Consider the following 26,314-nt stretch of genomic DNA (forward strand, 5'->3'; position numbering starts at 1 on the left):
CTCCTACGCGCCGTGCGCGCGCAAACCCTCGTCGCCCAGGCGCGACAACCAGGCTTCGTTCTTGCCCGGGCGACGCAGGCGGTCGAGGTAGTAATAGACCACCGGCGTGGTCAGCAAGGTCAGCACCTGGCTGGCCATCAATCCGCCGATGATCGCCACGCCCAGCGGCTGGCGCAGCTCGGCGCCTTCGCCGAAGCCAACCGCAAGCGGCAGCGCCCCCAGGCCCGCGGCGAGCGTCGTCATCAAGATAGGCCTGAACCGCAACATCGAAGCCTCGTAAATCGCATCGCGCGCCGACAACCCGCGCGCGCGCTCCGTCTCCAGCGCGAAATCGATGATCAAGATCGCATTCTTCTTGACGATGCCGATCAACAGCACCAGCCCGATCAGCGCGATCACGGAAAACTCCATCCGCAGCAACATCAGCGCCAGCACCGCGCCGATACCGGCCGAGGGCAAGGTAGACAGCACCGTGATCGGATGGATCATGCTTTCGTACAGCACGCCCAGCACGATATAGATCGCCACCAGCGCCGCCAGGATCAGGACCGGCTGGCTCTTGGTGGTGTCCTGGAAGGCCTTGGCCGTGCCCTGGAAACTGCCGTGCACGTTGGCCGGCATGCCGATCCGCGCCTGCGCGCGCGCGATCGCGTCCTGGGCGTCGCTGAGCGAACGGCCCGGGGCCAGATTGAACGACACGGTGGTGGCCAGTTGCCCGTCCTGGTGATTGATCGAAGTCGCCGCGGCGCCGTCGGAGAAGCGCGCGATCGCCGACAGCGGCACCATCTGCCGCGCGCTTTGGGTCAGCGCGCTGCCTTGCGAGGCGTTGCGCACCGGCGAAGCGGTCGGGCCCGATTGCGCCTGCACGCCGGTGGTGGCGGCGGTCGCGGCGACATGCGCGGGCAGATAGACGTCGTTGAGCGCGGACGGCTCGCGCGCGTAGGCCGGATCGACTTCCTGGATCACGTGGTACTGGTTGAGATTCTTGTAGATGGTCGACACCTGGCGCTGGCCGAAGGCGTCGTACAGCACGTTGTCGATATCGGCCGGCGTGATGCCCAGGCGCGAGGCGCTGGCGCGATCGATATCGACGAAGGACTCCACCCCGTGCGCCTGGGTGTCGGAATCGATGTCGGTCAGTTCCGGCTGCTGCTTCATCGCCGCGGCCAGCTTGTCGGCCCAGGCGCGCAGCGCGTCGGAGCTGTCGCTCTTGAGCGTGTACTGATAACTCGCGTTGCTTTGCCGCCCGCCCAGGCGCACGTCCTGGACCGGATTGAGGAACAAGGTCGCCCCGGCGATCTTCATCAGCCGCGGGCGCAATCGCGCGATCACCTGCTCGCTGCTGTCCTTGCGCGCCGGCTTGGGCTTGAGGGTGACGAACACGAAACCGCCGCCGGCGCGCGAGCCGCCGGTGAAGCCCACCACCGTCGCCACCGCCGGGTCCGCGCGCACCACATCGACGATCTGCTTGAGCTTGCCCTGCATGGCCTGGAAGGAAATGCTCTGGTCCGCGCGCAGGCCGCCGTTCAACTGGCCGGTGTCCTGCTCGGGAAAAAATCCCTTCGGAATGGCCACGAACAAATAGCCGTTGAGCCCGATCACCAGCGCCAGGGTCGCCAGCATCAGGCCGGGATGATCCAGCGCCCAGCGCAGGCTGGCACCGTAAGCGCGATGGGCGCGGTCGAACTGGCGGTCGAAGAACGCGCCGATGCGGCCCGGCGGTTCGTCCTGCGAATGCGGCCTGAGCAGATACGCGCACATCATCGGCGTGGTGGTCAGCGAGACCAGCAGCGAGATCAGCACCGCCGCCGACAAGGTCACGGCGAATTCGCGGAACAGGCGGCCGACGATGCCGCCCATGAACAACAGCGGGATGAACACCGCCACCAGCGACAGGCTGATCGACACCACGGTGAAGCCGACCTCGCGCGCGCCCAGCAGCGCCGCCTCGAAGCGATCCATGCCGCGTTCCAGGTGACGGCTGGTGTTCTCCAGCACGACGATGGCGTCGTCGACGACGAAGCCGGTGGCGATGGTCAGCGCCATCAGGCTGAGATTGTTGAGGCTGAAGCCGAGCAGGTACATCACCCCGACCGCGCCGAGGATCGACACCGTCACCGCCACGCCCGGCACGATGGTCGCGCGCCAGCTGCGCAGGAACACGCTGACCACCAGGATCACCAGCACCAGCGCGATCACCAGGGTGGCGGCGACTTCCTCCAGCGAAGCGCGGATGGTCGTGGTGCGGTCCGAGGCGATATCCAGCTGGATATCGGCCGGCAACTGCTTGCGCAGCACCGGCAGCGCCGCGCGCACGCCGTCCACGGTCTGGATGATGTTGGCGCCGGGTTGGCGGCTGATCACCGCGACCACCGCCGACTGGCCGTTGAACAGGCCCAGCGTGTGCACGTCCTCGACGCTGTCGATGACCTTGGCCACATCGCGCAGGCGCACCGGCGAGCCGCCGCGCCAGGCGACCACCAAGTCGCGGAAATCCGCCGCGCTCTGTCCGGTGTCGTTGGTGTAGATCTGGAACGCGCGTTCGCCGGTCTCGACCACGCCCTTGGGCCGGTTGGCGTTGGCCGCGGAAATCGCCGCGCGGATGTCCTCCAGGCCGATGCCGTAGCGCGACAACGCATACGGCACGATCTCCACCCGCACCGCCGGCAGCGAGCCGCCGCCGATCTCGACATCGCCCACGCCTTCGACCTGCGACAGGGTCTGCTGGACGATGTTGGTCGCGGCCTCGTAGATCTGCCCGGGCGTGCGGCTGTGCGAGGTCATCGCCACGATCATGATCGGCGCGTCGGCCGGGTTGACCTTGCGATAAGTCGGGTTGCTCTTCAGCGTCGCCGGCAGATCGGCGCGCGCGGCGTTGATCGCCGCCATCACGTCGCGCGCGGCGCCGTCGATGCTGCGGCTCAGGTCGAACTGCAAGGTCACCCGCGCCTGGCCGGTGGAGCTTTGCGAGGTCATCTCGGTGACGTCGGCGATCGTGCCCAGGCGCCGTTCCAGCGGCGTGGCCACGTTCGACGCCATCGTCTCCGGGCTGGCGCCGGGCAGATTGGCGCTGACCGACACGGTCGGAAAATCCACCTGCGGCAGCGGCGACACCGGCAGATTGAAGAACGCCGCGATGCCGCTCAGCGCCAGTCCGACCGTCAGCAACACCGTGCCGATCGGCCGGCGCACGAACGGCGCGGACAGGTTCACGGCTGCGGCTCCGCGGCGCCGGTTGCGACGCCGCGCGCCTCACCGCGGCGCTTGGCCAGACGGTCGAAGGCCAGATACACCACCGGCGTGGTGAACAAGGTCAGGATCTGGCTCAGGATCAATCCGCCGAAAATCGCCACGCCCAGCGGCCGGCGCAACTCGGAACCCTCGCCCCAGCCCAGCATCAGCGGCAGCGCGGCGAACAACGCCGCCAGCGTGGTCATCAGGATCGGGCGGAAGCGCAGCAGCGCGGCCTGATGGATCGCCTCGCGCGGCGCGCGGCCCTGCTCGCGTTCGGCGTCGATGGCGAAGTCGATCATCATGATCGCGTTCTTCTTGACGATGCCGATCAGCAGGATGATGCCGATGATGCCGATCACGCCCAGGTCCGAACCGGTCAGCATCAACGCCAGCAGCGCGCCGACGCCGGCCGAGGGCAAGGTGGACAGAATCGTCAGCGGATGGATGTAGCTCTCGTACAGCACGCCCAGCACGATGTAGACGCAGATCACCGCGGCCAGGATCAGCCACAGCTCGTTCTGCAGCGAGGCCTCGTAGGCGTTGGCCGCGCCGAGGAAGGACAGGCTGACGCCGGCCGGCAATCCGGCCTCGCCGGCGACTTTTCGGATCGCATCCACCGCCGCGCCCAGCGACACGCCCGCGGCGGTGTCGAAGCCGACCGTCGCCGCCGGAAACTGGGCGACGTGATTGACCTGCAGGGGCGCGGCGCGTTCCTGGATCTGCGCGATCGCCGCCAGCGGCGTCGGCGCGCCGGAGGTCGGCAGATGCAGGCGGCCCAGGTCGGCCGGTTGCGCGGCCAGTCCCGGCGAAGCTTCCAGGATCACCCGGTACTGCGTGGTCTCGTTGAAGATGGTCGACACGATGCGCTGGCCGAACGCGCTGTACAGCGCTTCATCGACGGTGGACGCGCTGATGTTCAGGCGCGCGGCGCTGTCGCGGTCGATGGCCACGAACGCGGCCGAACCGGTCGCGCCGGCATCGGTGATCACGTTGCGCAACTGCGGCACGCCGCGCAGCCGCGCGACCAGATCGTTGGCGGTGCGGTCCACCGCGCTCTGGTCGGAGCCCTGGATCGAGAAACGGTTCTGGGTCGGCCCGGTCTCGGCGTCGATGGTCAGGTCCTGCACCGGCTGCACGTACAAGGTCACGCCGGCGACCGCGGCGGCGCGGTCGCGCAGATGCTGCATGATCTGTTCCTGCGAGCCGTCGCGCTCGGGCTTCAGATTGATCAGCATGCGCCCGGCCGACAGCAGCGTGGTATTGGCGCCGTCCACGCCGAGGTAGGCGCTCAGCGACGCCACGTCGGGATCGCGCAGCAGTTCGCGCGCCACGTCCTGCTGGACCTTGGCCATGCCGGCGTACGACACGTCGTGGCTGTAGCGCACTTCGGCCTGCAACTGGCCAGTGTCCTGGACCGGGAACAGGCCTTTGGGAATCAGCACGTACAACAGCACCGTCAGCGCCAAGGTGGCGACGGCGACGATCAAGGTCGCGCCCTGGCGGTCGAGCACCCAGTCCAGGGCGACGCCGTAGCGGTCGATCACCCGTTGGAACACATCCGGGCGTTCGCCCTGCCCGTCCTTGCCGCCGCCGTGTGCATGCGGCTTGAGCCAGCGCGCCGCCAGCATCGGCGTCAGGGTCAGCGACACCACCGCCGAAATCACGATGGTGATCGCCAGGGTGATGGCGAACTCGCGGAACAGGCGCCCGACCACGTCGCCCATGAACAGCAGCGGGATCAGCACCGCGATCAGCGACACCGTCAGCGAGATGATGGTGAAGCCGATCTGACGCGCGCCCTTGAGCGCGGCTTCGAACGGCGGCTCGCCTTCCTCGATGTAGCGCGAGATGTTCTCGATCATCACGATCGCATCGTCGACCACGAAACCGGTGGCGATGGTCAGCGCCATCAGGCTGAGGTTGTCCAGGCTGAACCCGAGCAGATACATCGCGCCGAAGGTGCCGATCAGCGAGATCGGCACCGCCAGACTGGCGATCACCGTCGCCGCCAGACTGCGCAAGAACACCAGGATCACCGCCACCACCAGCACGATCGCCAGCACCAGTTCGAACTCGACATCGCGCACCGAGGCGCGGATGCCGGTGGTGCGGTCGCTGAGCACATCGACCTTCAGCCCGGCCGGCAATCCGGCCTGCAGTTCGGGCAGCCTGGCCTTGATCGCATCGACCGTGGCGATCACGTTCGCGCCGGGCTGGCGTTGCACATTGACGATGATCGCCGGGGTCAGCCCGGCCCAGGCGCCGAGGCGGACGTTCTCCGCGCTTTCGATCACGTTGGCGACATCGCGCAGATGGATCGGCGCGCCGTCGCGATAGGCGACGATCAACTGCTTGTACTGCTCGGCGTTGGTGAGCTGATCGTTGGCGTCGATGGTGTAAGAACGGCTAGGCCCGTCGAAACTGCCCTTGGCGCCGCTGGCGTTGCCGCTGGCGATCACCGTGCGCAGGCTGTCGATGCCCAATCCGTACGAGGCCAGCAACTGCGGATCGGCCTGGATGCGCACCGCCGGGCGGTTGCCGCCGCTCAACGACACCAGGCCGACGCCGCTGACCTGGGAAATGCTTTGCGCCAGCCGCGTGTTGACCAGATCCTGCACCTGCGGCAGCGCGATCGTGTCGGAGGTCACCGCCAGGGTCAGCACCGGCGCGTCGGCGGGATTGACCTTGGCGTACACCGGCGGCGCCGGCAGATCGGCCGGCAGCAGATTGCCGCCGGCGTTGATCGCCGCCTGCACTTCCTGCTCGGCCACATCTAGCGTTTCGTCGAGATCGAACTGCAGAGTGATCACCGACGCGCCGGCGGCGCTGGTCGAGCTCATCCGCCGCAATCCCGACATCTGCCCGAACTGCCGCTCCAGCGGCGCGGTCACCGTGTGCGCCATCACCTCGGGGCTGGCGCCGGGGTACAGGGTCTGCACCTGGATGGTCGGGTAATCGACCTCCGGCAACGCCGACAGCGGCAACAGGCGGAAACCGGCCAGGCCGGCGAGCACGATCGCCGCCATCAGCAGCGAGGTCGCGACCGGCCGCAGGATGAAGGGGCGCGAAGGATTCATTGCGCGCTACGGCGGCCGCCGCGACGTTCGCCCTGCGACGCGCCCGTGCCGCTCTTGGCCGCGTCTTCCGGCAAACGCACTTCGGCGCCGTCGGTGAGCTGGTCGCCGCCGGAAATCACCACCTTCTCGCCGGCGCGCAAGCCTTGCGCGATCGACACGCTGTCGCCCGAGGCCGGCCCGCGTTTCACCCTGCGCAGCGAAGCCTTGTGATCGGCGCCGACCACATAGACGAAATCGCCGCTCGGTCCGCTGCGCAGCGCCGCCGACGGCACCACGATGGCGTTGTTCAAGGTATCCAGCAGCACCCGCACGTTGACGAACTGGCTCGGGAACAAACGCGCGTCGGCGTTGCCGAAGCGCGCCTTGGCCTTGACCGTGCCGGTGGTCGGGTCGATCACGTTGTCCAGGGTCAGGAACTGGCCCTGGCCGAGCACTTGCGTGCGGGTGCGATCGAGCACCGTCACCGCCGGCGCGTCGCCCTTCGCCAACCGCGCCTGGATGCGCGGCAGATCGTCCTGCGGCGCGGTGAATTCGACATCGATCGGCGTCATCGCGGCGATCACCGCGACGCCGGCGGCATCGCCGGGCGTGACGTAATTGCCCAGATCGACCACGCGCAGGCCCACGCGTCCGGCGATCGGCGCCTTGACCTGACTGTAGTCGAGATTGAGCTTGGCGGTGCCGACCGCGGCCTGATCGGTGGCCACCACGCCGGTCAACTGGCGCACGGTCGCGGCCTGGGTGTCGAAGTCCTGGCGCGCGATGGAATCCTGCGACACCAGGGTCTGATAACGCTGCAAGGTCAACTGGGCGACGCGCAACTGCGCCTCATCGCGCGCCAGACTGCCCTGCGCCTGCTGCAAAGCCAGTTGGAACCCGCGCGGGTCGATGCTCAGCAGCACCTGGCCCTTGCTCACCGTCTGCCCTTCCTTGAAAGCGATATCGACGATGTTGCCCGAGACCTGCGGCCGCACCGTCACTGTCGCCAGCGGCGTGACCGTGCCCAGGGCTTCGATGGTGATCGGGATCGAGCCGCTGGCCGCGGTCGCGGTGCCGACCGTCGCGGTGGGCCGGCGATTGCCGCGCTCCTGCGCGGCGCGCCCGTGCACCAGCCACCACACCAGCGCGATCAGCACCAGCACGCCGAGGATCGTCAGCAGCAGTCCCTGATGGCGCCGCCATCCGCCTCGGCGAGAGAGCGCATCGGATGATTGAGCTTCCCGCGTCGTGCCCATAGGCCTGCCTGCATCCGCTTGATTCGTGAGATTCGGATAAAGCTAACGCGCGAAGCCGGTTTCGGTTGTCCGCATTACAGAATCGTAATTCGCTGCCAATGTTCGGAAGACGGCGTGAACGCTATGTGGTGGCTGGCTTTGCCGCAGCCGCCGGTTGTGGCGAAATCGGCGCCACCGCCTCGGGCCGACGATCGCCGGCCCGAGCATGAAGATTGCGAACCGCAGCGGCGACGCTGTTTGATAGCGAGGCCAGACCTCGGTCGGGGCTGAAGCTCCCTCCCACAAAAGACCTCCAGCCTGCGTCGATGCAGCGAAGTCTTTTGTGGGAGAGCCTTCAGGCCCGATTGCGGACCATGACAGCGAGGTTGCTTGAGAGTGAGGCCAGACCTCGGTCGGGGCTGAAGCTCCCTCCCACAAAATATTTCCAGTCTGCGTCGATGCTGCGAAGTCTTTTGTGGGAGGGCCTTCAGGCCCGACTGCGGACCATGGCAGCGAGGTTGCTTGAAAGTGAGGCCGGACCTCGGTCGGGGCTGCAGCTCCCTCCCACAAAAGACCCCCAGCCTGCGTCGATGCTGCGAAGTCTTTTGTGGGAGGGCCTTCAGGCCCGACTGCGAACCATGGCAGCGAGGTTGCTTGAGAGTGAGGCCGGACCTCGGTCGGGGCTGCAGCTCCCTCCCACAAAAGCCCCCCAGCCTGCGTCGATGCTGCGAAGTCTTTTGTGGGAGGGCCTTCAGGCCCGACTGCGAACCATGGCAGCGAGGTTGCTGGAGATTGAGGCCGGACCTCGGTCGGCGCTGAAGCTCCCTCCCACAAAAGACTTCGAGGCCACGTCGGCGCCTCGTAATCGTTTGTAGCTTTTGCAGGCCCAAGCGCGATCCATGCGCCTACGACGGCCATACGGCTGCCATCTGCGCGAGCTAGGGTCGGATTTCCCCCTGTGCCGAGCCGACGCCATGCACGATCACGATCCCTTCCGCCGCCGCTTCCTGTCCCGATCCGGCACCGCCCTCAGCCTGGGCGCGCTCAGCGCCAGCCTGCCGCTGCTGCCCGCCATCGCCGGGCCGACGCCGATCGCCGCCGAATCGGCGCGGCCGCAATTGCCCTACGGCCTGCAATTCGGCGATGTCGGCGAACGCGGCGCCACGGTGTGGGCGCGCAGCGATCGCGCCGCGCGCCTATGGGTCGAGATCGGCGACGAAGACGGCTTCCGCCGCGCCCTGCGCCTGCGCGGTCCGCTGGCGACCACGGCCAGCGATTTCACCGCGCGCCTGGACATTCCGCGCCTGCCCGGCCCATGCCAGCGCAAAGTCCGCGTCGCTTTCGAAGACGCCCGCAGCGGCGTGCGCAGCGCCTGGAGCGAAGGCCGCCTGCGCGCGGCGCCGCACGCCCTGCCGCACGCGCGCACCCGTCCGGTGCGCTTCGTTTGGGGCGGCGACGTCGCCGGCCAGGGCTGGGGCATCAATCCCGAAATCGGCGGCATGCGCATCTTCGAAGCCATGCGCCTGCGCGATCCGGATTTCTTCCTGCACTCGGGCGACACCATCTATGCCGACGGCGCCATCGCCGCCGAAGCGCCGGCCGAGAACGGCCGCATTTGGCGCAATCTGGTCGCCGAAGGCGTGCACAAGGTCGCCGAAACCCTGGACGAATACCGCGGCCGCTATCGCTACAACCTGCTCGACGAGAATCTGCGCCGCTTCGCCGCGCAGGTACCGCAGTTGTGGCAGTGGGACGATCACGAAGTGGTGAATAACTGGTCGCCATCGAAGGACCTGCGCGCCGATCCGCGCTACACGGTCAAGGACATCGACGTGCTGGTGCGTCGCGCGCGCCAGGCCTTCCTGGAATATTCGCCGCAGCGCCGCGGTCCCGATCCGCGCGGCACCCGCATCGATCGCGTGATCCACTACGGGCCGCTGCTGGATGTGTTCATGCTCGACATGCGCAGCTATCGCGGCCCCAACACCGACAATCTGCAGGCCGCGGCCGGCGCCGACACCGCTTTTCTCGGCCGTCGCCAGTTGCGCGAACTGGCCGAGGGCCTGCGCCGTTCGCGCGCGACCTGGAAGATCGTCGCCGCCGACATGCCGCTGGGCCTGCAAGTCCCCGACGGCACCGACGCGCAAGGCCGGCCTCGCTGGGAAGCGGCGGCCAACGGCGATCCCGGCCTGCCGCGCGGCCGCGAACTGGAATTCGCCGAACTGCTGCGCGCGATCCGCGGCGTGGACAATGTGGTCTGGCTGACCGCCGACGTGCACTACTGCGCCGCGCATCACTACGATCCCAGCCGCGCCGCGTTCCAGGACTTCTCGCCGTTCTGGGAATTCGTCGCCGGCCCGCTCAACGCAGGCTCCTTCGGCCCGAACGCGCTCGACGCCAGCTTCGGCCCGAAGGTGGTGTTCCAGAAGGCGCCGCCGGCGCCGAACGCCTCGCCGCTGGCGGGCTATCAGTTCTTCGGCGAAGTCAACATCGATCCCGACAGTCGCGCGCTCAGCGTCGATCTGCGCGACCTCGACGGCGCCAGTGTGTTCGCCCAGGTGCTGCAGGCGGCCTGAGCGCTCGCATCCGCGTTCGATCCGCGCACCGCGGATCGCAAGCACTCACGACCGACAGGTGTGTGGAGGCCGGGCGGCCTGAGCGGGAGGGAACGAAAAGAGCGAGCATCAGCATCCGCTCGCTCCTCACTCTCCGTTGCTTGCCCATCAACCCGGGCTAGATACTCGCGCTTCGAACAAGGCGGGTACCACGCCCATTTCGCATTCGACGACAGACCGTGCCGAAGCAGTCGTGGCGGGCGGGTTGACGTCGGCAGGCGCATGCCTTTGGCAACCGTTAATCAGTACGAACGCGACACACAGGGCCAAACGAATCAGTACCGACATCGAAAGGCGCGGAGCAGGCGATTGCGTAAGCATAAGTTCCAAACCTCGGCAGATACGACACCGGCCGGCAGCGTCTACCCACCGGCAGGGAATTGCAAGATTACGGGCATCAGTTATCGGCGGATTCGCCGATCCTTTTCGAAACCACGCGCCTGATCAAATAAGGCGGCCTGGCTTTCGATTCGATATAGGTTCTGCCGACGTATTCGCCCAATAAACCGATACCGATAAGCTGCATTCCGCCCAAGAACATCATTCCGCAGAAAATCGATGCATAGCCGGGCAAATCCTTGCCGAACCCTATCGTTTGCAGCGCGATCCATATCGCGTAGGTCAGCGAGACAACGCCGATAACGAAACCGACCACCAACGCCACACGCAGCGGCTTAGCGGAAAAGCTGGTTATCGCGTTCAAGGCCAAGGCCAGCAAATGGCCGTAGCGGAATTTGCTTGAACCGGCGTTGCGGGTTTCGTATTCCACCGGAATTCTAAGTTGCCTGAAGCCGACCCAGGAATACAAACCCTTGGTAAACCGATGTTGCTCCCGGAGGCTGCAGATGGCTTCGACCACTTCCCGTCCCAGCAAACGGAAATCGCCGTCGCCATCGACGATGGGGATATCCGCCAGCCAGTTGATGCTTTTGTAGAACAGCTTGGTAAAGCCGCGTCTGAGCAGCGAGTCGCCGGTGCGCGATGCGCGCGAGGCGATCACGACATCGTTTCCGTTGCGATACTCCTCGATCATCATCGGTATCGCCTCGGGCGGATGCTGAAGATCGGCATCTATCATGACCACCGCATCGCAGTCGCCGCTGATGGCGGCATCAAGCCCGGCGAGCAGCGCGGCTTCCTTACCGAAGTTGCGAGTCAACTGGACCACGGCAGAACCCGGCAGATGCGGCAGTCGGGCGACAACCCGCGCAACGCTGTCGTCGGAACTTCCGTCATCGACGAAGACGAAGCTTATCCGCAAGCCGGTTTGCGCAAGCGCGAGCCCGGTACGGTCGATAAACCGGTCGATGTTCTGCGCCTCATTGAACATGGGCACGACCAGCGCCAGGGAGGTGATCGAATTCATGTGGTTTTCCTGCGATCCGCGCGCGCCATTCCGAAGAAGACCAACGCGCATAGTGCAATAAGGGATAGGACACTGGCCACGATCCCCTTGGTCAGCCGCAGGTCGTGGTAGCCGATACTGACCTTGCGGGTACCGACAGGCAACAACACCCCTAGCTGGTTGTAGTTGACTCGCGTGGTTTCGAGCTTTTTCCCATCCGCCCGGACATTCCAGTTCCGCGAGAAATTGTCGCCTACTACGAGCATGAGCGGATGAGCGACAGGTGCATCGAAGCTCACGGAGAAACCGCTGTCGCCGGTCGAATCAGTCGTATGCCGGGGAATTTCTGCTTTGCCGCTTATCTGCAGCCCCAGTTCGTTCACCAAAGCCATCGAGCGAGCCTGAAAAGGCCGGCCGTCGGGAAGCCTGGAGGTCTTCAGCGCCGCCAAAGCGCCTTCGTCGTTGACGTGGACAGTTTGATTGACCAGCCGGATCCTGGGCAGGCTGCGGGTGTTGAGAAGCAATTCACGCGGGTTGGGCGACGGCAGCGGTTTCCATCGTTGCGCGGGATAGAGCGCCTCCCGACTCTCGCTTGTAGGCGTTACCTCGGCTGGATAGGGCTCGATGACGGAGACGCCGTAGATATCCAGAACCTGATTGCGTTCGCTCAACACCTCTGGACGGGTCCACCCTCCCGAGGTGATCCCCGAAAGTTCGGCGAAGCGAGCGTTGAGCAACGGCCCATACCAGTTCAACGAAGGCATGTCCGCGGCCCTCGTGTAATCGGCAGACAAATATGGGCTTTCCCAACCGGACATGGCGAGTATGCGGCCGTGCGTCTGCGCGAGAATTCCCTTGGCTTTCGACAAGGTTTCGATCTGCGCCGCCGTGGCCGTCCCGCTATGAGCATTGGCCCAGGTCGCCTGACGCGACAGATAGGCCAACTCGCCTCCGATCAACAACGCGGGAAGGACCGCCAGCGCCATGGATCGCCGGCCCCATTCGTTGCGCAGCGCGAAGATCGTCATGGTCAAGGCCGCAAGCACCGCGAACTGGACCAGCGTTTCTCCTTGGAACAGATCGCGGATATCGATCTTGCCTCGCAATCCGCGAGAGACGTTGATCACCAGCAGCGCCGCCGGCACGATCAGCCAGGGGATGAGGGGGGCCAGGACGCTGCTGCGCGAGCTTGTTTGCCTGCCGACCAATTGAGCCAGGGCGATACAGGCCAGCTGCAGTGCGAACACCGACGAGACCAACTGCCAACGGCTCCATGCGCGGAACATGGACAACACCGGTATGCGCACCAGAATTTCCGCGCTGCCAGGCAGGGACGGCGCCACCGCCAGGAACGACGCGACAATCAGTCCGATCACGATCTTGCGATGAACCGGGTCGGCCCAGAATCCGCGCAATCCGACCATCACCAGACAGAAGATGCCGACGCCCACGTAGGCGATGTTTTCGCTCCAGCTGTTGGTCGCGTCGGCGACGATATAAGGAACCGGGCTTTGGCCGTCCCAGTCACCGCCGGCAAGGTAAGGAAACACGTCAAACCCGACTTCGAACCACCTCAGACTGAATTGCCGCAGGACGTCCGCGGACATCGTGCTGCGCAGCGACTCGCCGACGAACTTGGCGGCAGGAAAAAGGTAGATGGCGCTGAGCCCCACGCCCAGCGCAAGGCCGGCGGCTGTCTTCAGATAAACCGCTACCCAATCACGGAATTTGGCCCCGACCGGAGCCGCCATCAGCGCCGACGCCGCCAACGCATACACCGTCACCTGGGGATGGCCCGCCAGCAACGACAGGGCTGTCGAGATCGCGAACAGCGCCACCCACAGCGCCCAATCGGCACCGCGCTGGGATAGCTTCAGACCGGCAAGCACCATGAACGGTGCGTACGAAGCGGCATGCAGCATCGAAGTATGCCCGGCATGGGCGATGAAAAAACCCAACCCGGGCGCGGCGGCCACCGCCAGCAACGCTGAGCGGCGCGAATGCGTCAACGCCCAGGCAAGCAAGCCATTGCCCACGGTGAAAATCAGCGGGGCCGCAAGAACAAAATAGTCAAATGCCTCGCGAGTGGCCGGGAACAGATACCGCAACGGATAGAACGACATCGAATTGGGATCGGCGTACACAGGCCATCCACCGATGTACAAATCGCTCCAGCCGAAATTGCTTTCGAAAAACTGCGCGAACTGGCCGTCCGAGGTCGCGTTGATGTGCGACGACAAGTAAGGAAAATAGACGGCCACAACGGCTGCAACCGACAGAAACAGAATGATCAGTGGACGCCGCAGGCAGCGCGCACTTTCAGTGCTGAAAAGGAAAACCATAATTCAATCCGTATGGAAACTGGCGCGAACAGGCTCGCCGGACACGCGCCTGGGGCCCCATCGCAGGGACCTTGCCCCGTCCGTGTTCAGGTCGTCTGGTCGGAGGCCGCCAGCATAACGCCACGAGGCTCATCTCGGCGCTAAAAACCGGCGGTCAGATGAACAAAAGGAACCCCGCTGACGCAGCGCCCAACCGCCCTGCCCCTTTGCTCCCGGTCGCTCCTGCAAGCCACTTACCAAGCGCAGTTACATCGGTGGCGAAGCTTCCCCAAGAAAAGAGCCGGCCTGGGCCGGCTCTCTTCGTCGCAACCGCCGAAAACCGGTCAGCTACGGATATTCAACATCCGATTCACCCCAAGCGCCGCCATCGTGCAGATCGCGCCCGACAGCAGGTACACGCCGATGAAAGCCAGGCCGAAGTGCGCGCTCAGGCCCAGCGCGATCAGCGGCGCGAACGCGGCGCCGATCAGCCAGGCCAGGTCGGAGGTCAACGCGGCGCCGGTATAGCGGTACTTGGAACCGAAGTTGGCCGTCACCGAGCCGGCGGCCTGGCCATAGGACAAGCCCAGCAGCACGAAGCCGATCAGGATGAACACGTCCTGGCCCAGGTCGCCCGAGGCCATCAGCGTCGGCGCGAAGCCGCTGAACATCGCGATCGCCGCGGCCAGCGCGGCCAGGGTGCGCGGGCGGCCGAAACGGTCGGCGATCCAGCCCGAGGCCACCACCGCGCCGGCGGCGAGGACCGCGCCCAGGATCTGCACCATCAGGAACTGGGTCACCGACTGGTCCGAATACAGAAGTATCCACGACAGCGGGAAGATCGTGACGATATGGAACAGCGCGTAGCTGGCCAGCGCGGCGAAGGCGCCGATCACGACGTGGCGGCCCTTGGCGCTGAACAGTTCCAGCACCGGCGTGGGTTCGAGCTCGTGCTCGCCCAGTTCGCGCTCGTACTCGTGGGTGACCACCAGGCGCAGGCGCGCGAACAGCGCGACCACGTTGATGGCGAAGGCGGCGAAGAACGGATAGCGCCAGCCCCAGTCGAGGAAGTCGGCGCGCGGCAGCGCGGTGTTGAGGTAGGCGAACAGCGCCGCGGCGATGACGAAGCCGAACGGCGCGCCGAGCTGGCCCAGCATCGCGTACCAGCCACGGCGCTGCTTCGGCGCGTTCAGCGCCAGCAGCGACGGCAGGCCGTCCCAGGAACCGCCCAGGGCGATGCCCTGGCCCAGCCGGAACAGCGACAGCAGCACGATCGACAGCGCGCCGATCTTGCTGAAGCTCGGCAGGAAGGCGATGCCGGCGGTGCAGGTGCCGAGCAGGAACAAGGCGATGGTGAGCTTGGTGCTGCGATCCCAGCGGCGCTGGATCCACATGAACAAGATCGTGCCGAACGGTCGCGAGATGAAGGCCAGCGCGAAGATCGCGAACGACCACAAGGTGCCTTCGAGCTTGCCCAGGTGCGGGAAGAACACCGACGGGAACACCAGCGCCGAGGCGATGCCGTAGACGAAGAAGTCGAAGTACTCCGAGGCGCGGCCGATCACCACGCCGACGGCGATATCGCCCGGCGCCACCTCGGCATGCGAACCGGTGGAGTGCACCGATACGGTCTGGGAGGAATCCGGGTTTGCGTGATTTGGCGTATGCATCGTTGGGTCGGCTGTGGTGCGTGGAGCGATCGGGCCTGCGGTGTTTGCTTGAACAGGCGGGTACGTTCAGTTACAGCGTTCTTTCCTGTCGTCATTCCCGCGAAGGCGGGATTTCAGAGGCTTCAGGCGTTCTCGCACGAAAGGCCCTGGATTCCCGCGTTCGCGGGAATGACGGCCTGGGGAGGCACGCCGTCCCAGGGATTGCGGGAATGACGGCTTGGATGAGGCGCGCAGCAGCTGTTCGCCCAACACCCATCGCCCCGAATCCCGGGAACGGCGCTAGCTTCCCACCACCGGCCCGGCGCTGCCATAGGACAAAACGTCCAATCGTCGTCGCAGTCCGCGCGGCCTAAAGTGCGCACATCGCCGCGGCTGTCGCGGCCTTGCCGTGTACCGGCGTCAGGTTGATGAACGCTCTCAAAGCCCTGCTCCGTCCCCTGCTCCTGGCCAGCGCGCTGTTGCCGCTGACGGGCTGCAACATGCTCTTGTTGAACGCGCCCGGCGACGTGGCCGCTCAGCAAGGCAATCTCATCATCGTCTCCACCGTGCTGATGCTGTTGATCATCGTGCCGGTGATCGCGCTGACCCTGATCTTCGCCTGGCGTTACCGCGCTTCCAACAAGGCCGCGGTGTACAAGCCCGACTGGGATCACTCGACCCAGCTCGAACTGCTGATCTGGGCCGCGCCGCTGTTGATCATCATCGTGCTCGGCGCGATCACCTGGGTCAGCACGCACACGCTCGATCCCTACCGCTCGCTGAGCCGGATCAAGCCCGGCCAGCCGGTCGCCGCCGACGCCAAGCCGCTGGTGATCGAAGTGGTGGCACTGGATTGGAAATGGCTGTTCCTGTATCCGGAACAGAACATCGCCACGGTCAACGAAATCGCCGCACCGGTGGATCGCCCGATCCAGTTCAAGATCACCGCTTCCACGGTCATGAACTCGTTCTACATCCCCGCGCTGGCCGGCCAGATCTACGCCATGCCGGGCATGGAGACCAAGTTGCACGCGGTGATGAATCAGCCGGGCAACTACGAAGGCTTCTCCGCCAACTACAGCGGCGAAGGCTTCTCGCACATGCGCTTTCGTTTCCACGGCATGAGCCAGGCCGACTTCGACGGCTGGGTCGCGAAGAACCGCGCCGGCGGCCAGACCCTGCAGCGCGCCGACTACCTCCAACTCGAACGCCCGAGCGAGAAAGAACCGGTGCGCCGCTACGCCGCGGTCGCGCCGGGCCTGTACAAGGCCATCCTCAACCGTTGCGTGGACACCTCGAAGATGTGCATGGACGAAATGATGGCGATCGACGCCGGCGGCGGCCTGGGACTGAACACCAACGCGCTGGCGCCGCGCCGCCGCGGCGATCTGCGCGGCGGCCCGGTGGTGACCTCGGCGATGTGCGTGACCGAACCCACCGCCACGCCGAACTGGGGCGTCGCCACCCTGGCGCCGTGATCCGACCTAGCAACGCATTCAACAGGCGCGCGCCGCGCGCGCCGAGTCCGTGAGCGGACTTCTGGAGTGAAGATGTCTGAACCGTCCAACCAAGCCTCGCTGATCTTCGGCCGGCTCAGCTGGGATTCGATCCCGCTGCACGAGCCGATCCTGATCGCCACCTTCGCCATGGTCGTGATCGGCGGCATCGCCGTGCTCGGCGCGGTCACCTACTACAGGCTGTGGAGCTACCTGTGGAAGGAGTGGTTCACCAGCATCGATCACAAGAAGATCGGCATCATGTACATCATCCTGGGTCTGGTGATGCTGCTGCGCGGCTTCGCCGACGCGATCATGATGCGCCTGCAACAGGCCATGGCCTTCGGCGACAACGCCGGCTACCTGCCGCCGGAACACTACGACCAGATATTCACCGCCCACGGCGTGATCATGATCTTCTTCGTGGCCATGCCGCTGGTCACCGGCTTCATGAACTACCTGGTGCCGCTGCAGATCGGCGCGCGCGACGTGGCCTTCCCCTTCCTCAACAACTTCAGCTTCTGGATGACCGCCTGCGGCGCGGCGCTGGTGATGGCCTCGTTGTTCATCGGCGAATTCGCCAAGACCGGCTGGCTGGCGTATCCGCCGCTGTCGGGCATCGCCTACAGTCCCGGGGTCGGCGTCGATTACTACATCTGGGCGCTGCAGATAGCCGGCGTCGGCACTTTGCTGTCGGGCATCAACCTGATCGCGACCATCGTCAAGATGCGCGCGCCGGGCATGAGCATGATGAAGATGCCGGTGTTCACCTGGACCTCGCTGTGCACCAACGTGCTGATCGTCGCCGCATTCCCGGTGCTGACCGCGGTGCTGGGCCTGCTGTCGCTGGACCGTTACGCCGGCACCAACTTCTTCACGAACGATCTGGGCGGCAACCCCATGATGTACGTGAACCTGATCTGGATCTGGGGCCACCCGGAGGTCTACATCCTGATCCTGCCGTGCTTCGGCATCTTCTCCGAGATCGTCTCGACCTTCAGCGGCAAGCGCCTGTTCGGCTACGCCTCGATGGTCTACGCGACCGTGGTCATCACCATCCTGTCTTACCTGGTGTGGCTGCACCACTTCTTCACCATGGGCTCGGGCGCCAGCGTCAACTCGTTCTTCGGCATCACCACGATGATCATCTCGATCCCGACGGGCGCGAAGATCTTCAACTGGCTGTTCACCATGTACCGCGGCCGCATCCGCTTCGAAGTGCCGATGCTGTGGACGATCGGCTTCATGGTCACCTTCACCATCGGCGGCATGACCGGCGTGCTGCTGGCGGTGCCGCCGGCCGACTTCGCCCTGCACAACAGCCTGTTCCTGATCGCCCACTTCCATAACGTGATCATCGGCGGCGTGCTGTTCGGCCTGTTCGCCGGCATCAACTTCTGGTGGCCGAAGGCGTTCGGCTTCAAGCTCGATCCGTTCTGGGGCAAGTGCTCGTTCTGGTTCTGGATCACCGGCTTCTTCTTCGCCTTCATGCCGCTGTACGTGCTGGGCCTGATGGGCGTGACCCGGCGCATGAACCATTTCGAAGACCCCTCGCTGCAGATCTGGTTCATCATCGCCGCCTTCGGCGCGGTGCTGATCGCGCTGGGCATCCTCAGCATGATCATCCAGTTCGCGGTGAGCATCCGCCGCCGCCACGAGCTGCGCGACGAAACCGGCGACCCGTGGCAGGCGCGCACCCTGGAATGGTCGACGTCCTCGCCGCCGCCGGACTACAACTTCGCCTTCACTCCGGTCGTGCACGACAACGACGCCTGGCACGACATGAAGCAGCGCGGCTTCGAGCGTCCGCAGGCGGGCTTCGGCGCGATCCACATGCCGAAAAATACCGGCGCGGGCGTGGTGATCGCCGGCCTGAGCACGCTGTGCGCGTTCGCGATGATCTGGCAGATGTGGCTGGTCGCGGGCGTGTCCTTCGCCGCCATGCTGGTCGCCGCGATCGTCCACACCTTCAACTACAAGCGCGACTACTACATCCCGGCGGAGCAAGTGACCGCCACGGAAACCGCGCGCACGCGGCAGTTGGCTGCCGCCTGGGAGTGAGTTCACAGGAGCGAGGAACGAGCAACAGCCTGTCCTCGCCCTTCTGATCGACTCACTCCTCACCCCTTCGAACTCACTCCCGGCCCCACCCCATGTCCTCTTCAATCGCCTCGCACCAGCCCGACGGAAGCCCTGTCTTCCTCGACCTGAAGGGCAAGCACCATCCGCAGAACGGCACCCTGCTCGGGTTCTGGCTGTACCTGATGAGCGACTGCCTGGTGTTCGCCTGCCTGTTCGCCGTCTACGGCGTGCTCGGCCGCAACTACGCGGCCGGCCCGTCGGGCGCGGATCTGTTCGATCTGCAACTGGTGGCGATCAATACCTCGATGCTGCTGCTGTCGTCGATCACCTACGGCTTCGCGATGATCGCGATGCAGAAGCGCAAGATCGCCGCGGTGCAAGGCTGGCTGGCGATCACCGGTCTGTTCGGCCTGGCCTTCATCGGCCTGGAACTGTACGAGTTCGCGCACCTCATCCACGAGGGCGCCGGCCCGCAGCGCAGCGCGTTCCTGTCCTCGTTCTTCGCCCTGGTCGGCACCCACGGCCTGCACGTGACCTTCGGCATCGTCTGGCTGGTCACGCTGATGGCGCAGGTCGGCAAGCACGGCCTGACGGTCGAGAACCGCCGCCGCCTGCTGTGCCTGTCGATGTTCTGGCATTTCCTCGACGTCGTGTGGATCGGCGTCTTCACCTTCGTCTATCTGATGGGAGTGCTGCCGTGAGCCAACCGGTCGCCACGCAACACCACGACAACGGCCACGATCACGAGCATGGCCACGACGATCACGATCACGACGACGGCGCCCACGGCAGCGTAGGCAGCTACACCATCGGCTTCGTGCTGTCGCTGATCCTGACCGCGATTCCGTTCTGGCTGGTGATGGCCAAGGTCATCCCCAGCTCTGGCCTGACCGCGTTCGTGATCCTGGCCTTCGCCGTCGTGCAGATCGTCGTGCACATGGTCTACTTCCTGCACATGAACACGAAGTCGGAGGGCGGCTGGAACATGCTCGCGCTGATCTTCACCCTGGTGCTGGTGGTGATCATGCTGGCCGGCTCGTTGTGGGTCATGCATCACCTCAACGCGAACATGATGCCGACGATGATGCACGATATGCGGAATATGCCCTGATTCGGGATTCGGGATTCGGGATTCGGGAATCGGGAATCGGGAATCGGGAATCCAGGCTCGAGCGTATGCTTTTTGCTCGTCATTCCCGCGAAGGCGGGAATCCAGGGCCTTTCGTGCGAGAACGCCTGAAGTCTCTGGATTCCCGCCTTCGCGGGAATGACGAGCAAAAAGCCAACGCCCGCTGGCGACCATTGAAGAGGCCACGACCATGACCGCAACCCCTGCCAAGCGCCCCCGCGGCCGCTTCGCGCTGGCGGTCCTGTCGCTGCTCTTCATCGCCGTCTTCCTCGGCCTGATCGCATTGGGCGCGTGGCAGGTGCAACGCCGCGCCTGGAAACTCGACCTGATCCAGCGCGTGGAAGCGCGCGTGCACGCCCTGCCCGGCGCGGCGCCAGGGCCGGCTGAATGGCCGACGGTCGGCGCCGCGCGCGACGAGTACAGGCACGTGCGCCTGCAAGGCCGCTACCTGCCCGCGCACGACACCCTGACCCAGGCGGTGACCGAACTCGGCCCGGGTTTCTGGCTGCTGACGCCGTTCCAAACCCAGGACGGCAACATCGTTCTGGTCAATCGCGGCTTCGTGCCGAACGCGCGCGCAGCCGCCGCTTCGCCGCCGCCCACCGACACGCAGGTCACCGGCCTGCTACGCCTGAGCGAACCCGGCGGCGGTTTCCTGCGCGACAACGCGCCGGCCCGGGATCGCTGGTACTCGCGCGATGTCCAGGCCATCGCCGCCGCGCGCGGCCTGCGGCCGGTCGCGCCCTACTTCATCGACGCCGACCGCGCCGCGCCCCTGCCGCGCGATCCAGGCACGCAGCCGGCCTGGCCGGTCGGCGGCCTGACGGTGATAAAGTTTCCCAACAATCATCTGCAATACGCGCTGACATGGTTCGCGCTGGCGTTGATGGTGGTCGCGGCCGCCGGGCGCGTGGCGCTGGAAGAACGCCGCTTGCGCCGCGCCGCGCGCGCGTCCGATGGGCTTCAATGAGGTACGCCGATGCGCGACACACCGCTTTCCCGCGCTGCTGAGGTCCGCTCCGCATCGCCCTCGACCGATGAGGCGAGCCCACACGCCGAACTCGGCCAATCGCGCACGGACTCCGGCACCCGCGACAACGCCGGCGTCAAGAACATGCACCAGCTGATCCAGCTGCGATGGATCGCGGTGATCGGCCAGGTTGCCACCATCGTCTTCGTCCACTTCGGCTTCAACATCAAGCTGCCGCTGATGCCGATGGCGATCGTGCTGGCCTGTCTGGCCGCGTTCAACCTGGTCAGCATGCTGCGCTGGCGCCGCCGCGAGAAAGTCACCAACGGCGCGCTGTTCCTGGCCTTGCTGGTCGATATCCTCACCCTGACCGCGCAGCTGTATTTGAGCGGCGGCGCGGCCAATCCCTTCGTGTTCCTGTATCTGCTGCAAGTGGTGCTGGCGGCGGTGCTGCTGCGCACCTGGGCGAGCTGGGCGGTGGTGGTCGTCACCAGCGCGTGCTTCATCGCCTTGACCGCGTTCGCCGGCCCGGTGGTGATTCCGGCCGACCCGACCCGCGGCCTGGCCGATCCCTATGTGCAGGGCATGTTGCTGTGCTTCGTGCTCAACGCGACCTTGCTGGTGGTGTTCATCACCCGCATCGGCCGCATCCTGCGCGCGCGCGACGCGCGCCTGGCCGATCTGCGCCAACGCGCCGCCGAGGAAGAACACATCGTGCGCATGGGCCTGCTGGCCTCCGGCGCCGCGCACGAGCTGGGCACGCCGCTGGCGACGCTGTCGGTGATCCTCGGCGACTGGCGGCGCATGCCGCCGTTCACGCAGCAGCCCGAGCTGCTGCAGGAACTCGACGAAATGCAGACCCAGCTGACCCGCTGCAAGAGCATCGTCACCGGCATCCTGCTGTCGGCCGGCGAAGCGCGCGGCGAGGCGCCGGCGCAGACCACGGTGGTGGCCTTTCTCGACGATCTGGTGGCGCAATGGCGCGGCACCCGCCCGGTGCGCGGATTCGACTACGAGAACGGCTTCGGCGAGGATGTGGCGATCATTTCCGATTCCGGCCTGAAGCAGATGATCTGCAACGTGCTCGACAACGCGCTGGAGGCCTCGCCCGGCTGGGTCGGCCTGGAGTCGTGGCGCGACGGCGACAAGCTGGTGCTGCGCGTCAGCGACGCCGGCCCGGGTTTCGCCCCGGCGATGCTGTCGCATTTCGGCAAGCCGTATCAGTCCAGCAAGGGCCGCCCCGGCGGCGGCCTGGGCCTGTTCCTGGCGCTCAACGTCGCCCGCCAGCTCGGCGGCAGCATCGTCGCGCGCAATCGCGAACCCAGCGGCGCGGTGGTGACCATGAACCTGCCGCTGTCGCCCCTGACCCTCAGCGAGGCCGGCGATGAGTGACACCGATCCGCGCGACGGCGATCGCGCCGAGCCCGGCGACGACGAACCGCGGCGCCTGTTGATCGTCGAGGACGACGCCGCCTTCGCGCGCACGCTCAGCCGTTCGTTCGAGCGCCGCGGCTACATCGTCCACAACGCCGCGCAACTGAGCGAAGTCGAAGCGCTGCTGCGCGAGCACAGCCCCGGCTACGCGGTGGTCGATCTGAAACTGGCCGGCGGCGATTCCGGCCTGACCTGCGTGCAGGCGCTGCACGAACACGATCCGGACATGCTGATCGTGGTGTTGACCGGCTACGCCAGCATCGCCACCGCGGTGGAGGCGATCAAGCTCGGCGCCTGCCATTACCTGGCGAAGCCTTCCAACACCGACGACATCGAGGCCGCCTTCGGCCGCGCCGAGGGCGATGCGACGGTGGAACTCACCGAGCGCCAGACCTCGATCAAGACCCTGGAGTGGGAACGCATCCACGAGATGCTGGCGCAGACCGACTTCAACATCTCCGAGACCGCGCGCCGGCTCGGCATGCACCGCCGCACCCTGGCGCGCAAGCTCGGCAAGCATCGGGTGAAGTAAGTCGGCGACGCCGCTCGCGCCGGCCGCCGCCGGAATCGTTTGCGCGAACGGCAAAAGACGCGTCCGAACCGAGAACGCGTTTTCCCCGCCGGCCACGCGCCCGCACCTTAAAGCGAAGGCCGTCGCAGCTGCGCCGGAATGTTGCTTATGCGTACTCTGCATGCGCTCTCGCACAGCGGCGGCTTCCTCCGGGACCTGTACTACCGTCTCAACGTGCTCAACCTGCATCTGCCGCCGCTGCGCGACAACCTGATCGTCGCCGCATCGATTGCCGCGAGGCGCGGGTCAGGCAATACGGCTACAACATCTCGGTGATCGTTCCGGCGCGGCGGGCGCAGCCGGCCGCCGCGCGAGTCTTCAGCGAACTGTGAGGCAAGCCGCGAATGAGCGTCCACAGCAGCGCTCGGCGTTCATTGAATACGATTGCAATCGGAATTGTGCGCCCCGAGGCGAGCGTAGAGTTGGCCCGCATGCGCGCCTCGCGCGCGTTCCGACCTCGAAGGGAGTACGCGGCGATGGGCAAGGGTTTGCGTGGGTTGAGCATGCGGTCGGCCGGCGCCGCCGCCGTACTCGGGTTGATGTTGATAGCCGCGCCGCCGTTCGAGGCGCGCGCCGCCGTCGATGCGCAGCAACTGGGCGCGCGCTACGACGCCTCGCAGAGCAATCTCAACTTCCGCGTGTACTCCTCGCGCGCCAGCCGCTTGGAAGTGTTCCTGTACGCCAGCCCGAGCGGCGCGCAGGAAGTCGCGCGGCTGCCGCTCAGCAAGGACGCGGCCACCCAGGTCTGGTCGCTCTCGGTGCCGGTCTCCACGATCAAAACCAGCTACGGCATCACCGGCACGGTCTACTACGGTTACCGCGCCTGGGGACCGAACTGGCCGTACAACGCGGCCTGGACCAAGGGCAGCGCCAGCGGCTTCGTCAGCGATGTCGACAGCGCCGGCAACCGCTTCAATCCCAACAAGCTGCTGATCGATCCTTACGCGCGCGAAATCAGCCAGGACCCGAACACAGCCGCCTGCACCGACGGCACGATCTACGCCACCGGCGCCGTTCACCGCAACAAGGACAGCGGCGCGTGCGCGAGCAAGAGCATCGCGCTGCTGCCCGATACCAGCGCGGTCGGCAGCAAGCCCGCGCGCGCGCTCAAGGACGAGGTGATCTACGAAGTCCATGTGCGCGGCCTGACCCGCAACGACAGCGGCGTGCCCGCGGCCGAACGCGGCACCTACAAGGGCGCGGCGCGCAAGGCCGCGGCGCTGGCGGCGCTGGGCGTCACCGCGGTGGAATTCCTGCCGGTGCAGGAAACCCAGAACGATCAGAACGACGTCGCGCCGAACTCGACCGCCGACGATAACTATTGGGGCTACATGACCCTGAATTATTTCGCCCCGGATCGGCGCTACGCCTACGACAAGACCCCCGGCGGGCCGACGCGCGAGTGGAAGGCGATGGTCAAGGCCTATCACGACGCCGGAATCAAGGTGTATATCGACGTGGTCTACAACCACACCGGCGAAGGCGGGCCGTGGGGCGGCAGTGACGGCTTGACGGTCTACAACCTGCTGTCGTGGCGCGGACTCGACAATCCGGCCTATTACTCGCTCAGCAGCGACTTCCAACATCCCTGGGACAACACCGGCGTCGGCGGCAACTACAACACCCGCCATCCGACCGCGCAGAATCTGATCGTCGATTCGCTGGCTTACTGGCGCGACAGCCTGGGCGTGGACGGCTTCCGTTTCGACCTCGCTTCGGTACTGGGCAACAGCTGCCAGCACGGCTGTTTCAACTTCGACAAGAACGACGGCGGCAACGCGCTCAACCGCATCGTCGCCGAACTGCCGCCGCGTCCGGCCGCGGGCGGCGCGGGCCTGGACCTGATCGCCGAGCCGTGGGCGATCGGCGGCAATTCGTATCAGGTCGGCGGTTTCCCGGCCGGCTGGGCGGAATGGAACGGCCTGTACCGCGACGCGCTGCGCAAGAAGCAGAACAAGCTCGGCATGGAGACAGTGACGCCAGGAACCTTGGCCTCGCGCTTCGCCGGCTCCAGCGATCTGTACGGCGACGACGGCCGCAAGCCCTGGCACTCGATCAACTTCATGGTCGCCCACGACGGCTTCACCTTGAACGATCTGTATGCCTATAACAGCAAGCAGAACAATCAGCCCTGGCCCTACGGCCCGTCCGACGGCGGCGAAGACAACAACATCAGCTGGAATCAGGCCGGCGTGGTCGCCGAGCAACGCAAGGCCGCGCGCACCGGCCTCGCTTTCATGATGCTGAGCGCGGGCGTGCCGATGATCACCGGCGGCGATGAGGCCCTGCGCACCCAGTTCGGCAACAACAACACCTACAACCTGGATTCGGCGGCGAACTGGCTGTACTGGACGCGCAGCGCGATCGAGACCGACCACGAAACCTACACCCGGCGCCTGATCGCGTTCCGCAAGGCGCATCCGGCCTTGCGTCCGGCCGGGTTTTATTCCGGCACGGACGGCAACGGCAACGTGATGGAGCAGCTGCGCTGGTTCAAGCCCGACGGCGCGCAGGCCGATACGGCTTATTTCAACGACGCCAATAGTCATGCCTTGGCCTGGCGTGTCGATGGCAGCGAATTCGGCGACAGCGCCGGCGCGATCTATGTCGCCTACAACGGCTGGTCGGCGCCGGTGAATTTCGTTCTGCCATGGCCGGGCAGCGGCAAGCAGTGGTATCGGGTGACGGATACGGCGACGTGGAACGAGGGGCCGAACGCGGTGGCGGTGCCGGGCAGCGAGACGTTGATTGGCGGGGAGAATGCGACTTATGGGTTGCAGGCGCGGTCGGTGTTGTTGTTGATTGCGAAGTAGGTAGATTCTTTCGTCGGATCAGACTTTGCCGCGCCCTTTCCAGACCGTCATTCCCGCGAACGCGGGCTCCGCTTTACTTCGGCGGAGCCGAACATCCAGTGACTTTAGACGTCCTCGCAAGATCAGGGCGAATCCCCCAGACCGTCATTCCCGCGAAGGCGGGAATCCAGGGCATTTCGTGCGAGAACGTTTGAGGCCCTGGATTCCCGCCTTCGCGGGAATGACGGTCTGGGGGATTCGCCTGTGAACGTTTACTGCGTCGTAGTTGAACCCAAACGGAGCAGTTCAACCCAAACGGATTTGCCCCATCCAGCGATTCACCCCGTCTCACGCCAAGACACAATATCGAAGCCCTCCAGTAACG

The 26,314-nt window shown here is 65.8% G+C and carries 16 protein-coding genes; 10 read left to right on the top strand and 6 right to left on the bottom strand.

Annotation, left to right across the window (positions count from 1 at the left end):
- Nucleotides 1-3: 3 nt before the first annotated feature.
- From J7J50_RS16205 to J7J50_RS16215, 3 genes are read right to left on the bottom strand one after another with little or no spacing between them, the layout of a single operon-like run.
- The gene (locus tag J7J50_RS16205; protein ID WP_215058346.1) at nucleotides 4-3,213 is read right to left on the bottom strand and encodes an efflux RND transporter permease subunit; all 3,210 of its coding nucleotides are present in this window, start codon (nucleotides 3,211-3,213) and stop codon (nucleotides 4-6) included.
- The gene (locus J7J50_RS16210; RefSeq protein ID WP_215058347.1) at nucleotides 3,210-6,311 is read right to left on the bottom strand and encodes an efflux RND transporter permease subunit; all 3,102 of its coding nucleotides are present in this window, start codon (nucleotides 6,309-6,311) and stop codon (nucleotides 3,210-3,212) included. Before J7J50_RS16210 ends, J7J50_RS16205 begins: the two co-directional genes overlap by 4 nt.
- Complete coding sequence (locus J7J50_RS16215; RefSeq protein WP_215058348.1) at nucleotides 6,308-7,453, bottom strand: efflux RND transporter periplasmic adaptor subunit; 1,146 nt, start codon at nucleotides 7,451-7,453, stop codon at nucleotides 6,308-6,310. Before J7J50_RS16215 ends, J7J50_RS16210 begins: the two co-directional genes overlap by 4 nt.
- Nucleotides 7,454-8,499: 1,046 nt before the next feature.
- On the opposite strand from J7J50_RS16215, the gene J7J50_RS16220 reads away from it, so the two are divergent.
- The gene (locus J7J50_RS16220; protein WP_215058349.1) at nucleotides 8,500-10,101 is read left to right on the top strand and encodes an alkaline phosphatase D family protein; all 1,602 of its coding nucleotides are present in this window, start codon (nucleotides 8,500-8,502) and stop codon (nucleotides 10,099-10,101) included.
- 436 nt (nucleotides 10,102-10,537) lie between these two features.
- Here J7J50_RS16220 and J7J50_RS16225 read toward each other — a convergent pair whose 3' ends face one another.
- The 3 genes from J7J50_RS16225 to J7J50_RS16235 all read right to left on the bottom strand — a co-directional run bounded on the left by J7J50_RS16225 (nucleotide 10,538) and on the right by J7J50_RS16235 (nucleotide 15,476).
- Nucleotides 10,538-11,506, bottom strand: coding sequence for a glycosyltransferase family 2 protein (locus J7J50_RS16225; protein ID WP_215058350.1), 969 nt, complete (start codon nucleotides 11,504-11,506; stop codon nucleotides 10,538-10,540).
- Nucleotides 11,503-13,827, bottom strand: a complete 2,325-nt coding sequence (locus tag J7J50_RS16230) for a hypothetical protein (RefSeq protein ID WP_215058351.1) — start codon at nucleotides 13,825-13,827, stop codon at nucleotides 11,503-11,505. Before J7J50_RS16230 ends, J7J50_RS16225 begins: the two co-directional genes overlap by 4 nt.
- Nucleotides 13,828-14,150: 323 nt before the next feature.
- Nucleotides 14,151-15,476, bottom strand: a complete 1,326-nt coding sequence (locus tag J7J50_RS16235; protein ID WP_215058352.1) for an MFS transporter — start codon at nucleotides 15,474-15,476, stop codon at nucleotides 14,151-14,153.
- 407 nt (nucleotides 15,477-15,883) lie between these two features.
- Here J7J50_RS16235 and cyoA point away from each other — a divergent pair, with 407 nt between their 5' ends.
- The 9 genes from cyoA (at nucleotide 15,884) to J7J50_RS16280 (ending at nucleotide 25,950) form a co-directional block, all read left to right on the top strand.
- Entirely contained in the window at nucleotides 15,884-16,933 is a 1,050-nt protein-coding gene (gene cyoA, locus J7J50_RS16240; protein ID WP_215058353.1) for a ubiquinol oxidase subunit II, read from the top strand.
- Between the two features lie 72 nt (nucleotides 16,934-17,005).
- Nucleotides 17,006-19,012, top strand: coding sequence for a cytochrome o ubiquinol oxidase subunit I (gene cyoB, locus J7J50_RS16245; RefSeq protein WP_251044601.1), 2,007 nt, complete (start codon nucleotides 17,006-17,008; stop codon nucleotides 19,010-19,012).
- Between the two features lie 92 nt (nucleotides 19,013-19,104).
- Nucleotides 19,105-19,734 carry a cytochrome o ubiquinol oxidase subunit III gene (gene cyoC / locus J7J50_RS16250; protein WP_215058354.1) on the top strand — a complete coding sequence of 210 codons (630 nt, stop codon included), beginning with the start codon at nucleotides 19,105-19,107 and terminating at the stop codon, nucleotides 19,732-19,734.
- Complete coding sequence (gene cyoD / locus J7J50_RS16255) at nucleotides 19,731-20,144, top strand: cytochrome o ubiquinol oxidase subunit IV (RefSeq protein ID WP_215058355.1); 414 nt, start codon at nucleotides 19,731-19,733, stop codon at nucleotides 20,142-20,144. Before cyoC ends, cyoD begins: the two co-directional genes overlap by 4 nt.
- A 208-nt stretch (nucleotides 20,145-20,352) precedes the next feature.
- On the top strand, nucleotides 20,353-21,132 hold the full coding sequence (locus tag J7J50_RS16260; RefSeq protein ID WP_215058356.1) for an SURF1 family protein: 780 nt from the start codon (nucleotides 20,353-20,355) through the stop codon (nucleotides 21,130-21,132).
- A gap of 9 nt (nucleotides 21,133-21,141) precedes the next feature.
- On the top strand, nucleotides 21,142-22,524 hold the full coding sequence (locus J7J50_RS16265) for an ATP-binding protein (protein WP_215058357.1): 1,383 nt from the start codon (nucleotides 21,142-21,144) through the stop codon (nucleotides 22,522-22,524).
- The gene (locus J7J50_RS16270; RefSeq protein ID WP_215058358.1) at nucleotides 22,517-23,098 is read left to right on the top strand and encodes a response regulator transcription factor; all 582 of its coding nucleotides are present in this window, start codon (nucleotides 22,517-22,519) and stop codon (nucleotides 23,096-23,098) included. The genes J7J50_RS16265 and J7J50_RS16270 overlap by 8 nt, the downstream gene beginning before the upstream one ends.
- Nucleotides 23,099-23,245: 147 nt before the next feature.
- On the top strand, nucleotides 23,246-23,413 hold the full coding sequence (locus J7J50_RS16275) for a hypothetical protein (RefSeq protein ID WP_215058359.1): 168 nt from the start codon (nucleotides 23,246-23,248) through the stop codon (nucleotides 23,411-23,413).
- Nucleotides 23,414-23,613: 200 nt separating this feature from the next.
- A complete protein-coding gene (locus J7J50_RS16280) occupies nucleotides 23,614-25,950 on the top strand; it encodes an isoamylase (RefSeq protein ID WP_215058360.1) in 2,337 nt (778 codons plus the stop codon).
- Nucleotides 25,951-26,314 lie beyond the last annotated feature (364 nt).

Source organism: Lysobacter sp. ISL-50 (assembly GCF_018612875.1).
In the GTDB taxonomy this organism is placed as follows: domain Bacteria; phylum Pseudomonadota; class Gammaproteobacteria; order Xanthomonadales; family Xanthomonadaceae; genus Lysobacter.

What these genes read in the sequence shown, in the direction of transcription:
- J7J50_RS16210 (WP_215058347.1), bottom strand. Translation starts at nt 6,311, where the DNA reads ATGAATCCTTCGCGCCCCTTCATCCTGCGGCCGGTCGCGACCTCGCTG.
- J7J50_RS16220 (WP_215058349.1), top strand. Translation starts at nt 8,500, where the DNA reads ATGCACGATCACGATCCCTTCCGCCGCCGCTTCCTGTCCCGATCCGGC.
- J7J50_RS16225 (WP_215058350.1), bottom strand. Translation starts at nt 11,506, where the DNA reads ATGAATTCGATCACCTCCCTGGCGCTGGTCGTGCCCATGTTCAATGAG.
- J7J50_RS16230 (WP_215058351.1), bottom strand. Translation starts at nt 13,827, where the DNA reads ATGGTTTTCCTTTTCAGCACTGAAAGTGCGCGCTGCCTGCGGCGTCCA.
- J7J50_RS16235 (WP_215058352.1), bottom strand. Translation starts at nt 15,476, where the DNA reads ATGCATACGCCAAATCACGCAAACCCGGATTCCTCCCAGACCGTATCG.
- cyoA (WP_215058353.1), top strand. Translation starts at nt 15,884, where the DNA reads ATGAACGCTCTCAAAGCCCTGCTCCGTCCCCTGCTCCTGGCCAGCGCG.
- cyoB (WP_251044601.1), top strand. Translation starts at nt 17,006, where the DNA reads ATGTCTGAACCGTCCAACCAAGCCTCGCTGATCTTCGGCCGGCTCAGC.
- cyoC (WP_215058354.1), top strand. Translation starts at nt 19,105, where the DNA reads ATGTCCTCTTCAATCGCCTCGCACCAGCCCGACGGAAGCCCTGTCTTC.
- J7J50_RS16260 (WP_215058356.1), top strand. Translation starts at nt 20,353, where the DNA reads ATGACCGCAACCCCTGCCAAGCGCCCCCGCGGCCGCTTCGCGCTGGCG.
- J7J50_RS16265 (WP_215058357.1), top strand. Translation starts at nt 21,142, where the DNA reads ATGCGCGACACACCGCTTTCCCGCGCTGCTGAGGTCCGCTCCGCATCG.
- J7J50_RS16270 (WP_215058358.1), top strand. Translation starts at nt 22,517, where the DNA reads ATGAGTGACACCGATCCGCGCGACGGCGATCGCGCCGAGCCCGGCGAC.
- J7J50_RS16275 (WP_215058359.1), top strand. Translation starts at nt 23,246, where the DNA reads ATGCGTACTCTGCATGCGCTCTCGCACAGCGGCGGCTTCCTCCGGGAC.
- J7J50_RS16280 (WP_215058360.1), top strand. Translation starts at nt 23,614, where the DNA reads ATGGGCAAGGGTTTGCGTGGGTTGAGCATGCGGTCGGCCGGCGCCGCC.